The sequence below is a fragment of the Streptomyces niveiscabiei genome (genome assembly GCF_001419795.1).
Lineage (GTDB): Bacteria > Actinomycetota > Actinomycetes > Streptomycetales > Streptomycetaceae > Streptomyces > Streptomyces niveiscabiei.
The window spans coordinates 1-11,371 of record NZ_LIRL01000586.1 but is presented as its reverse complement, the minus strand read 5'-3'; the positions used below and the strand labels follow the sequence as shown (position 1 = coordinate 11,371).

At 73.7% G+C, this 11,371-nt stretch carries 10 protein-coding genes; 3 read left to right on the top strand and 7 right to left on the bottom strand.

Features of this window, described 5'->3' with window-relative positions; translation table 11 throughout:
• Positions 1 to 153: 153 nt before the first annotated feature.
• From AOK24_RS27115 to AOK24_RS27095, 5 genes are all read right to left on the bottom strand, one after another.
• Positions 154 to 1,611: an alpha/beta hydrolase gene (locus tag AOK24_RS27115; RefSeq protein WP_055722683.1), complete on the bottom strand. Its 1,458-nt coding sequence runs from the start codon at positions 1,609 to 1,611 to the stop codon at positions 154 to 156.
• An 83-nt stretch (positions 1,612 to 1,694) separates the two neighbouring features.
• A complete protein-coding gene (locus AOK24_RS27110) occupies positions 1,695 to 4,148 on the bottom strand; it encodes a right-handed parallel beta-helix repeat-containing protein (RefSeq protein WP_055722685.1) in 2,454 nt (817 codons plus the stop codon).
• Between the two features lie 120 nt (positions 4,149 to 4,268).
• A complete protein-coding gene (locus tag AOK24_RS27105; RefSeq protein ID WP_055722682.1) occupies positions 4,269 to 4,874 on the bottom strand; it encodes an Rv1733c family protein in 606 nt (201 codons plus the stop codon).
• 199 nt (positions 4,875 to 5,073) lie between these two features.
• Positions 5,074 to 5,898: an MOSC domain-containing protein gene (locus AOK24_RS27100; protein ID WP_055722681.1), complete on the bottom strand. Its 825-nt coding sequence runs from the start codon at positions 5,896 to 5,898 to the stop codon at positions 5,074 to 5,076.
• A 40-nt stretch (positions 5,899 to 5,938) separates the two neighbouring features.
• The gene (locus AOK24_RS27095) at positions 5,939 to 6,445 is read right to left on the bottom strand and encodes a DUF6643 family protein (RefSeq protein ID WP_055722680.1); all 507 of its coding nucleotides are present in this window, start codon (positions 6,443 to 6,445) and stop codon (positions 5,939 to 5,941) included.
• A gap of 226 nt (positions 6,446 to 6,671) precedes the next feature.
• Here AOK24_RS27095 and AOK24_RS27090 point away from each other — a divergent pair, with 226 nt between their 5' ends.
• Complete coding sequence (locus AOK24_RS27090) at positions 6,672 to 7,826, top strand: TerD family protein (protein WP_055722679.1); 1,155 nt, start codon at positions 6,672 to 6,674, stop codon at positions 7,824 to 7,826.
• 61 nt (positions 7,827 to 7,887) lie between these two features.
• Here AOK24_RS27090 and AOK24_RS27085 read toward each other — a convergent pair whose 3' ends face one another.
• A complete protein-coding gene (locus AOK24_RS27085) occupies positions 7,888 to 9,054 on the bottom strand; it encodes a glycosyltransferase (RefSeq protein ID WP_206191272.1) in 1,167 nt (388 codons plus the stop codon).
• 69 nt (positions 9,055 to 9,123) lie between these two features.
• On the opposite strand from AOK24_RS27085, the gene AOK24_RS27080 reads away from it, so the two are divergent.
• Positions 9,124 to 9,909, top strand: a complete 786-nt coding sequence (locus AOK24_RS27080; protein ID WP_055722684.1) for a glutamate racemase — start codon at positions 9,124 to 9,126, stop codon at positions 9,907 to 9,909.
• 74 nt (positions 9,910 to 9,983) lie between these two features.
• Positions 9,984 to 10,538, top strand: a complete 555-nt coding sequence (locus tag AOK24_RS27075) for a hypothetical protein (RefSeq protein WP_055722677.1) — start codon at positions 9,984 to 9,986, stop codon at positions 10,536 to 10,538.
• Between the two features lie 149 nt (positions 10,539 to 10,687).
• Here AOK24_RS27075 and AOK24_RS27070 read toward each other — a convergent pair.
• The coding region (locus AOK24_RS27070; protein ID WP_167376862.1) for an O-antigen ligase family protein at positions 10,688 to 11,371 on the bottom strand (684 nt) is incomplete at its 5' end.

Below are 11,371 nucleotides of genomic sequence, written 5' to 3'. Positions count from 1 at the left end.
CGCCCTGGCCGACCGGCGCCCGGGTCGGCTGGCGCGCGGGTCAGGCCGGCGCTCTGACTGGCCACCGGCTGGGCTGGCTGTCGGCCGGCCCTGCTACTGGCCCGGTCGGCGAGAGCCGGGGCCCGCTGCCGCCCCGGTCGGCCCCCGCCCCGGTCAGTCGCAGACCACGTCCCGCGCGGGCCGTTCGCCCGTCAGCAGGTACCGGGACACGAGCCGGTCCGCGCAGGGGTGCGTGCCCAGGTAGACGCCGTGCCCGCCGCCCTCGACGGTGACCATCCGGGCCCGGTCGCCGAGTGCCGCGCGCAGCTTCAGCGCGCCCGCGTACGGGGTGGCCGGGTCGCGGCGGAACTGGACCATGAGCACGTTGGACGGGCCGTCGCCGGTGATCCGGACCGGCTTCTGCTCGGGCGCGTCCTTCCAGAACGAGCACGGCGTGATGTTCGCCGGCATCCCGGCGGTCAGCGGATACCGGGCACGGTTCTCGGCGACGGAACGCTCGTACGCGGGCACGGAGTTCGGCCAGCGGACGTCGTTGCAGATTACCGCCATGGTGACCGCCGCGTCCTCGTCGGGCAGCGGCCCGGCGATGTCCGGGGTGAGCACGGGGGTGGCCGCCGGGTCCATCACCTGCCGTATCAGCCGGGCGAGTTGAGGGAACGAGGCGTCGTTGTAGAGAACCGTCTGCATCGCCTGCCGCAGCCGGTTCCCGGTCAGCGGCATACCCGGAGTGGTCGTCCCGCGTGGCTGCCGGTCCAGCCCGGCGGCGAGCGACAGGAACAACTCCCGTACCTGTTCCGGCCGTTCGGCCAGCCGCAGGTCCCCCCGCGCGGGGTCGGCGGCCCACGCCGCGAAGTCCGGGAACCGGTCCTCGGCGCCGACCGCCATGTTCGCCAGCCACCCCCGGGCGACCTTGCGGGGATCGGGGTCGTCGTTGCTGTCCAGCACCCAACGGTCCGTGCGCGTCGGATACTTCTGCGCGTAGACGGCCCCCACGTACGTCCCGTACGACACCCCGTACGCCGACAGCTTCTCCTCACCGAGCGCAGCCCGGAGCCGGTCGATGTCACGGACCTCGTTGAGGGTGCTGAGGCTGCGCAGCAGAGGCCCGCCGTTGTCGGCGCAGGCCCGAGCCGTACGCCGGGCCCGCTCGACGTTCTCGGCGATTCCGCCGTCCGCCGCGGGCCAGGACCTCAGGGTCACCAACTCCCGGTCCTCACCGGGAAGTTCACAGCCCGCCCGCGAACTCGCGCCCACCCCGCGGGGATCGAAGCTGACGAGGTCGTAGGTGCCGCCCAACTCCCGCCGCAGCGCCTCCCCTTGCTGCGAGAGCCGCTTGATGCCGGAGCCGCCCGGCCCGCCGGGGATGACCAGCAGGGTGCCGCGCCGGGCCGCAGAGTCCGTGCTGGCCAACCGGGAGACGGCGAGGGTGACTTGAGGGCCGCCGGGGTCGTCGTAGGAGAGGGGGACGGAGAGGTCGGCGCACTCCTGGCCGGGGATGCCGCAGGGGCGCCAGTCGAGGCCGGAGGGTTCCGAAGCCGTCGCCGGAGTGGCCGTCAGGGTCAGTGCCGCGAGCGACAGGGCGAGTACACGGGGAATCGTCATGCCGACCATGCTGTCCGGACGCCGGACGCGTCACCATCCGGCGGGCAGCATGATCGGGGTGGGGCTTGCCCCCGTACGAACGCCCCTGTTCCTTACGGCAGTTCGGGCAGGTCGACCGCGTACAGCAGGGTCAGTTCGTCCGTGCTCGGCTCCAGGACCTGGGCGATGCGGCTCGCGTGCCGTTCCACCATGGCCTCGAACGTCTGGCGCGCGGTACGGCCGTTGCCGAACGCGGGGCCCTTCGGGATCGCCTCGAAGTACTTCAGGAGGGCCTCGGGGGCGCCGCCCGCGAGCCGGTACTCGTGCTCGTCGGTCTGCTGCTCGACGATCCTCAGGAGTTCCTCGGGGCCGTAGTCGCCGAAGGTGATGGTCCGTGAGAAACGGGACGCCACACCGGGGTTGACGGCCAGGAAGCGCTCCATCTCGGCGGTGTACCCGGCGACGATCACCACGACCGCGTCGCGATGGTCCTCCATCAGCTTCACCAGCGTGTCGATGGCCTCCTTGCCGAAGTCCCGCCCCGCGTCCTCCGGCGAGAGCGCGTACGCCTCGTCGATGAACAGGACGCCGCCACGGGCCCGTTCGAACGCCTCCTGCGTGCGGATCGCCGTCGACCCGATGTGCTCGCCGACCAGGTCGACCCGGGACACCTCGACCAGGTGACCCTTCTCCAGGACGTCCAGCGCGGCGAGGATCTCCCCGTACAGGCGCGCCACCGTCGTCTTGCCGGTACCGGGGGAGCCCGTGAACACCAAGTGCCGTTTGACGGACGCCGCCTTGAGGCCCGCGCGCTGCCGGCGCCGGCCGACCTCGATCATGTCGATCAGCGCCCGCACCTCGCGCTTGACGCTGTCCAGGCCCACCAGCGCGTCGAGTTCGCCCAGGACGTCCTTGGGCGCCTTGATTTCCATCGTCCGCTCGGACACCGACGGCTCCGCCGCCACGACCGGCCGCTGCTCCGGGACCGCGCTCAGCAGCCCGGGGGTGTGGGCGGCGGTCTGCACGGCCGTCTCGCGCGGCGTGAACACCTCGGCGGACGCCGCGGGCGTGCGCACGCCGCCGCTCTCGTCGCTCGTGCAGTCCTCGACCAGCGGCCCCGAACCGGGCGCCGAGTCGGGCGCCTCCGCGAACTCGTAGCCACCGCGCGCGCACCGCTCCGTACGGCACTTGCGCAGGGTCGTGCGGCTGCCGTCTATCACGTGGAAGCCGTAGCCGCCGCTGCCCGTGACCTTGCAGCCGACGAAGGAGCCCCGGCCGCCCGCCGACACGTAGAACCCGGCCTCGGCGGGGGAGTCGACGGTGCACCGCTCGACCGTCGGGTCGGCGCCCTTCGTGACGATCACGCCGGTCTGGACCGAGTCCACCGTGCAGTTGTTGAGCGTGCCGCCGCTGCCGTGGTCGCGGAACCAGGCGCCCGTCGCGGCCTCGCGGATACGGCAGTCGTCGAGCTGCGCGGTCGCGCCGTCGCTCACCGAGACGGCCGTGTTGCGGACCTGCGTGAGGTCGCTGTCGACGACGTCCGCGCGCGAGCCCCGGTCGAGGACGAACAGGGCGTCCGGCACGTCGTGGACGCGGCAGGAGTCCAGGACGGCCGTCGCGCCGTCGCTGACCCACACCGCCGGGTAGTCGCCGGTGCTGTCGAAGATCTCGCACTGGTTGGCGTCCACCCGCGTGCCCGGGTCCCACACCGACAGGCCGTTGCGGCCGAACCGCCGCACCGAGGTGCGGGTCAGCGTCAGGACGCTGCGCGAACGCAGGTCCACCGCGTTCTCCGGGATGTCGTGGATACGGCAGTCCGCGAGCGTCAGCACCGCGTCCGTGTCGAGGGTGACGCCGTCGGCGGTGGTGCGGTGCACATCGCAGTCCGTGAAGTGCGCGGTGGCGCGCGCGGTGACCTGTACGCCGCTGCCGCGCACCTCGTAGATCTCGCAGCCCACCGCTTCCAGGGCCGAGTTGTCGCCCGTCACGCTGACACCCGTGCCCGAGGCGTGGTGCACGCGAGTGCGCTCCAGGCGCGGGTGCGCGCCCCCTCGTACGGCGACCCCCGCCTGCCCGGCGGCCAGCACCTCGCACTCCTCGAAGACCCCGCCGCCCCCGTCGAGGACGGCGATGCCGATGCCCGCCGGGTTGTCGACCGTGCACCTGCGCACCGTCGGCCGCGCGCCGCCGCGCACCTCGATGCCGGCCGCCGAGCGCGTCACGACCCGCACGTCCAGCAGCTCCGGGGTGCCCTCCTCGACCAGCAGCGCGGGCGACGTCGTGTCCTGGCCCTCGACGTGCAGGTCCTGGACGACGGCGGAGGCACGCACCGTCAGCGGCACGCCGTCCACGGGGGCGATCCGCACCGAGCCGGGGGCGCCCTCGGGGCCGCGCAGGGTGACCGAACGCTCGACGACGAGGTTCTCCCGGTACGTGCCGGGGGCGACGGTGAGGACGTCCCCGTCGGCCGCGGCCTCCAGGGCGGCGGCGAGCGAAGCGTACTCACCCGTGCGGCGCCGCCACCGCGATGTACCGGTGTGCGTCACCTGGACCGTGCCCTGTGCCATGACGATGCTGTGCCCCCACCTCGTGATACGCGGGTCGATGCCGAAGAAGGTCGGCTGGTCCACCGTAGCGTGCGCGCGGGTGGTGAGTTGACCACCGGCGAGGTGCGTGGTGCGCCCGCCTCAACTGCCGGTGCCGGTACGCCCCCAGTCCGGGCCCGCGCGGTCCCACGCCTGGTCCCAGCGGGCGTAACGGCGGCGGACCATCGTCCACACGACCGCCCGGCGCGCGCTCTCGACCAGGCCCGCAGCACACAGGGCGGCGCCCAGACCGGCCAGCACGGCGTGGGTCTTGGCCGTCGCCACGTCCAGCGGGCGGCTCATCGGGCGGCCCTTGTCGTCGGTCCACAGGGAGAAGCGGTCGCCCGCGTGCGGGGTGTCCAGCGCGGCCGTCACCGGGCCGTGGTGCGAACTGCCGTCCGGCGCGGTCCAGTCGGCCTCCACGCGGCTGCGCGCCTCCCGGCCGGAGACGGCCTCCGGGTCCGTGACGAACGCGGAGCCCTTCAGTTCCTTCACGACCGTCGCCGTCGTCTCGAACCGGGTGCTCGCCTGGTCGCGCACCGACCTCATGAGCGCGTCCTGCACGAAGGAGCCGACGACCATGCCGGCCACCGGCGCGACGACCAGCACCAGCAGCAGGGCGCCCGCCGCCACCCACGCCTCGACCAGGTCCGTCGTACGGCGCACCGGGTTGTGCCGCCAGCGCCACAGTCCACGGATCGCTCGCACCGCCTCGCACCCCCTTCCCGCTCCGTCATAACCCCCGCGCCCGCCGTTCATCCTCGATCCCGGTCGAAGAGAGAGCCAGATCACCTGCGCGAGGGCTCTCTCCGGGACGGCCGGAGGTCTCTCATGAACTTCTCACGTAGCGTCAACGCCCGAGGTCCGGCCGCTGGTTCCCGGGACGAAGGAGGAAATTCCGGCGGGTTCAGTCCAGGATCCGGACCGGGTCGCCGACCCGGATCACCCCGCGCGTGAGGGGCACCAGGTTCTGGCCGAAGACCAGCTTGCCGCCGATGCGGCGGTGCCTGCCGAGGGTGTGCAGGGGCTCCTTGCCGCGCTCGGCGGTGGCCTGGTCGGTGGTGGTCACCACGCACCGGCCGCACTTCTTCGCGGCCCGGAAGGCGACCTCGCCGATCGTCAGCCGCGACCAGCCGTCCTCCGCCCACGGCTCGGTGCCGCCGACCACCGCGTTCGGGCGGAAACGGTTCATCGGGAGCGGGCCCTCGGCGGCGTGCTCGCCCTGCGCGATCAGCGAGTTGAGGGCGTCCAGGGAGGCCGTCGCCGTGACGAGCAGGGGGTAGCCGTCCGCGAAGCCGACCGTCTCGCCGGGGCGTGCGTACTCGGGGTCGACCGGACGGCGGGTCGCCGGGTCGTCCATGTGCACCAGGCGCACATCGTCGCCGAGGAACGCGCTGCACCACGCGTGCGCGCGCGAGTCGGCCAGGACGCCCTCCACCTTGTCGCGGAAGATCTCCACGACGACCGTCTCCACCGGCTCGGGCACCGCGACCTCCAGCGGCGCGAGACCGGGCGCGGACAGCAGAACGCCGCCACCGGGCAACGGCTCGGCGGCGGCGAGCGCCAGACGCGGTCGCTGGCGCTGGGTGACGACCTTCCCCCCGTCGTCGACCAGCGCCCACCGCCGGTCCCCGGCCGGCCCCCAGGGCTCCACGACGGCCTCCCGGGGGCTCACCCCCCGGAACGCCTTCACCGGATGGACGTGGATCGACAGCAGTTCCGCAGAGGCCATGGGGCAATCCTGCCAGGCGGCTGCGACGGCCCCGGGGAACCTAGTAACCGCGGTACTGCTGCTGGTTGTACGGGTCCTGGTAGGGAGCCGGGTTCGGGCGCGGCGCCGCCGGGCGCATCGCCTCGTACCCCGAACCGCCCGCCATCGGGTTCGCGCCCATGGGAGTGCCCATCTGGCCGCCCATCGTGCCCCCGCCCATCGGGCCCGGCTGGGGCTGCATCGGCGCCTGCGCGGCCGGGTACCCGCGCTGCATGGCGCCCTGCGGCGGGACGTACGCCGCCGGGGCCTGCTGGAGCGGAGCGGGCTGCTGGGCCTGCGGATAGCCGTAGGGCGCCTGCGAGGGGCCCGCCGGGAGGGCGGGCAGCGCCGACGGCAGCGCGGGCAGGTTGCCGCTCGGCATGCTCGGCACGTCGTAGGCGGCCGGGACCCGGATCGGGGCGATCTGCGGGGTCCCCCGCTCGGCCACGAGGGAGTCGTAGATCGGGGTGTCCGGGAAGGAGGCGGACGAGTAGTAGCCGCCACCATAGGTGGAGCGGGGGGAGGTCATGGCACCTAAGGTAAGCCCACGAAGAGCCGGTTGGGGAGACGGGTATGCGGGTTGTTTTCCGTGCCGGGAGTGGCCCTGTATCCCCAATACGAGCGAACGTGGGAAAAAGGGGCGACAATGCGGGTTGGAATTGTGTAAAGAGCAAGTTCCGGCGGGGTTTCCGGGGGCCGAACGGACGTGTTCCCCTCCCCTCGGCGGGAGTTGAACGGGAGCCGAAAGGGGCCGCATGCCCATGCCGTCGCTGTCCAAGGGAGCGAACGTACCGGTGCCCACGACGGCGCTGACGATCGAATGCGGACGCCGCACCGGCCCCGGCGTCCCCGACGTCGACGCCTCCGCACTCCTGCTCGTCGGCGGAAAAGTGCGCTCCGACGACGACTTCGTGTTCTACAACCAGCCCGCGCACGCGTCCGGGACCGTCCATCACGAGGGCAAGCGCACCTCCGGCGACCTCGTCACCGACACCCTCGTCGTCGACCTCGCGCGCGTGGAGCCCGACGTCGAGACCGTCCTGCTCGCCGTCTCCGCCGACGGCGGCCCCTTCGGGCGCGTCCCCGGGCTGTACGTCGAGGTCCGCGACACCGCGCGCGGGACGGTCGTCGCCCGCTTCGACCCCGCGGGCGCGAGCGTGGAGACCGCGTTCGTCCTCGGCGAGCTGTACCGCCGCCAGGGCGCCTGGAAGTTCCGCGCCGTCGGACAGGGCTACGACAGCGGCCTGGAGGGCCTCGCGACGGACTACGGCATCACCGTCGACGAACCCCAGCACACCGCACCTCCCGTACGGCTCACGAAAGTCACCCTCACCAAATCCGCCCCGTCCGTCTCGCTCACCAAGCAGGGCGGTACGTCGGGCGCACTGCGCGTCAACCTCAACTGGCAGTCCCGCTCCGGCTCCGCGCACACCGGCCTCGACCTCGACCTGTGCGCCCTGTACGAGCTCGCCGACGGCCGCAAGGGCGTCGTCCAGGCCCTCGGCAACGCCTTCGGCGCGCTGGAGAGGCCGCCCTACATCCACCTCGACGGCGACGACCGCACCGGCGCCGTCGCGGCCGGCGAGAACCTCACCGTCAACCTCGACCACGCCGCCGCCCTGCGCCGCGTCCTGGTGTTCGTGACCATCTACGCGGGCGCGCGCTCGTTCGCCGACCTGCACGCGACGGTCACCCTGAGGCCGCAGCACGGCGCGCCGGTCGACTTCTCCCTCGACGAGTGCACGGTCGCGTCGACCGTGTGCGCGCTCGCGCTGATCACCAACACCGGGGGCGATCTCGTCGTCCGCAGGGAGGCGCGGTATCTCGTCCCGGAGCGCGGGGTGAGTCCGCAGCGGACCGTCGACCGCGCTTATGGGTGGGGCATGAACTGGACGCCGGGCCGGAAGTGAAGCCGGACGGGAAGTGAAGGAGTGGCGGCGAATAGGCGGAGAAAGCCTTTTCCTTGAGTAATCAACTTTCGTCCGGGACGGCTTCCGGGCGCGCATAAGTCCGCCCCTTCCACGCCGCTCCCCGCCCCCGGTAGTGCTGCACCGCCGAGTCCACCGTCATCAGCAGGTACAGGAACGCCGTGAACGGCAGCAGCAGCGCCTGCCACAGGGGCTCACGGTAGTAGCGGACCATCGGGACGTACGTCGCCGTCATCACCGCCCACGCGAGCCCGCCCAGGGCCGCCACGGGCCCGCTCCCCGCCGCGAGGCCCACGACGAACGCCAGCGGCGGCACCAGGTACACCAGCGCCAGCCCCAGGACCGTACCGGCGAGCAGCAGCGGGTTGTGCCGCAACTGCGCGTACGCGCTGCGCGAGACCATCCGCCACAGGTCGTGCAGACGCGGATACGGCCGCACGCTGTCGACGTGCTCCGCGAGCCCCAGCCAGATCCGCCCGCCGCTCCGTTTGACGGCCCGCGCGACCGCCACGTCGTCGATCACCGCGTGCCGCACCGCGTCCGGGATCCGCGCCCGCTGCGCGGCATCCGTCCGCAGCAGGACACAGCCGCCCGCCGCCGCTGCCGTACGCCCGCCCGCGCGCGCGATCCACCGGAACGGATAGAGCTGCGCGAAGAAGTACACGAAAGCGGGGACGACGAGCCGCTCCCAGAAGCTCTCCACGCGCAGGCGCGCCATCTGCGACACCAGGTCGTAGCCCCCCGCGCGCGCCGACGCCACCAGGCCGCGCAGGCTGCCCCGCGCGTGCGCGATGTCGGCGTCCGTCAGCAGCAGGAACTCGGGCTCCCGCGCGCGGGCCAGCGCGACACCGTGCCGTACGGCCCACAGCTTGCCCGTCCACCCGGCCGGCGGCTCGCCCGGCGACGACACCGTCAGCGGCAGACCGCCGTGCTCGTCGGCCAGTGCGCGCGCGAGGGTGCCGGTGCCGTCGGTGCTGCCGTCGTCGACCAGGAAGACCTCCGCCCGGCCCGGATAGTCCTGCGCCAGCAGGGACGGCAGGCTCAGCGGCAGGACGGCCGCCTCGTCGCGCGCGGGGACGACGACACACACGTCCGGCCAGTCGGCGGGCTCCTCGGGGGCGGGCGGCAGACGCACGTCCGTGCGCCAGAAGAAGCCCTGGCACAGCAGCAGCCACAGCCAGGCGACGAGGGACACGGCGGCGATCCACACGAAGGCGCTCACCAGCGCAGTGTGCCCCACGGCCGGGGCCAGGGCCGGGCCATCGTCTATCGTGGCCGGGTGAAGATCGCGCTCATGGACTCCGGAATCGGCCTGCTGGCGGCCACCGCTGCGGTACGGCGACTGCGCCCCGACGCCGATCTCGTCCTCTCCTTCGACCCCGAGGGCATGCCCTGGGGCCCGCGCACCCCCGAGGACGTCACCACGCGCGCGCTGGCCGTCGCCGAGGCCGCAGCCGCGCACGCGCCGGACGCGCTGATCGTCGGCTGCAACACCGCCACCGTGAACTCCCTGCCCGCCCTGCGCGCGCGCCTGGAGCCCGGCATCCCCGTCGTCGGCACCGTCCCCGCGATCAAGCCCGCCGCCGCTCTCGGCGGCCCCGTCGTCATCTGGGCCACCCCCGCCACCACCGGCAGCGCTTACCAACGCGGCCTCATCCGGGACTTCGCGGGCGGCGTCAGCGTCGCCGAGGTGCCCTGCTGGGGCCTGGCCGAAGCCGTCGAGCACGCCGACGAAGCCGCCATCGACGCCGCGATCACCGCCGCCGCCGCGCTCACGCCGGACGAGGTGACGACCGTCGTCCTGGGCTGCACCCACTACGAACTCCTCGCCGAACGCATCCGTACGGCCCTCCAGCGGCCCGGTCGCCCCCCGCTCGTCCTGCACGCCTCCGCCGACGCCGTCGCCGCCCAGGCGCTGCGCCGCATCGGCGTCCCGGCCGCGCCCCACGCGCCCGCGACCGGCGGGCTGACCGTGCTCCTCAACGGGCGCGAGGGCGTGCTGCCGGACGCCGCGTTCGCGTACGCGGAAGGCCGCTCGCTGCCGGTCCCGACGGTCGCCTCGTAGCGCGTGACCCGCTCGGACCAGTCACTCTGCGAGACGGGCTCCCCGCCGGGAGAAACCTGAGTAACCTCGTAGGCATGAGGGACCATCCCCGAGACGAGCACGACGAGCAGACCCCGCATCCGGACGTGTGGACCGGACGGGCCACCAACCGGTTCCAGTGGCTGCCCGCGCTCGCGGGCGCCGCCTGCATGGCACTCGGCATCGAACTCGCGGTGGACTCCGCGTGGACCTCCGGGGTCGCGCCGCTCGCGATGTCCGTCGTCGGCTGCATCGCCGCCGGGCTCCTCGTCCTCTTCGGCACCCTCGCCTTCCTCCACGTCGCCCTCAAGGTCGACCGCGACAGCCTCGAAGTGCGCTGCGGGCACATGGGGCTGCCACGCCGCCGCATCCCCCTCGCGCAGGTCGCCGACGCCGACTTCGACCCCCACGTCACGCCGCGCCACTGGGGCGGGTGGGGCTACCGGTGGCGGCCCGAGAAGGGGACCGCCGTCGTCGTACGCCGGGGCGAGGGCGTCGTGCTGCGGCTCTGGGACGGGCACACGTTCACGATCACCGTGGACGACGCGGAGGCGGCCGTACGGGTCATCAGGGACCGGCTGCGGTCGGCGAGGCCGGGGGCGGCCCACTGAGGCGGTGAACTGCGGCTCGCTTCTGGCAGGCACGCGCGTGAGGCTCGGTTTTGAGCAGCCCCCTGCGCGCGTAGTGGCTCGGTTTTGAGCAGCACCCCGCGCGCGTAGAGGCCCGGTTTTCGCACAGGCGCCCCCGCGCGCACGAAGCCTCACCCCGCCACGTCCTCCTCGTACGCCCGCACCACCCCGTCCGGCTCCCGCGCCTCCTGCGGCAGGGGGCTCGCCGTCGCGATGCCCGCCAGGAGGCCCGCGCCCGCCGAGACGGTCGTGAAGCTCAGGACGTTGCCCACCAGGGCGAGGGCCGCGAGGGCGGTCAGGCAGGCGCCCGCCGTGAGGGCGACCGGGGTGGGGCGGGGCGAGCGCCACAGGGCGTGCAGGAGCCAGGCGAAGGCGGCGGCCAGCAGCAGGACGCCCACGACGCCCTGTTCGGCGGCCAGTTGGAGGGGCGCCGAGTGCGGGCGGCCGTCCGGGAGCGGCGACTGCGCGGCCGTGGCGCTCAGCTCGGCGAAGCTCCCCGGACCCGCGCCGAGCCCCGGACGCGTCTCGGCGAGGTGGAGGGCCTCGCGCCACAGGGCGATCCGGCGGGGCGTGAGCTGACCGTCGAGCACCTCGGCGAGCCCTCCGCGCGGGGCGCCCGCCGCGACCGCCCAGGTCAGCGCCGTCAGCGACGCCGTCGCCAGGGCCAGCCCCGCGACCCCCACGCCCCGGCCCGCTCGCCCGGCCGCCAGGGACGCCAGCAGGACCCCGCAGCACGTCACCACCGCCGCGACCGACCCCAGCGCGGCCCCCGTGACCGCCGCGAGCGCCGCCAGAAGCCGCAGGGCGAGCCGTAG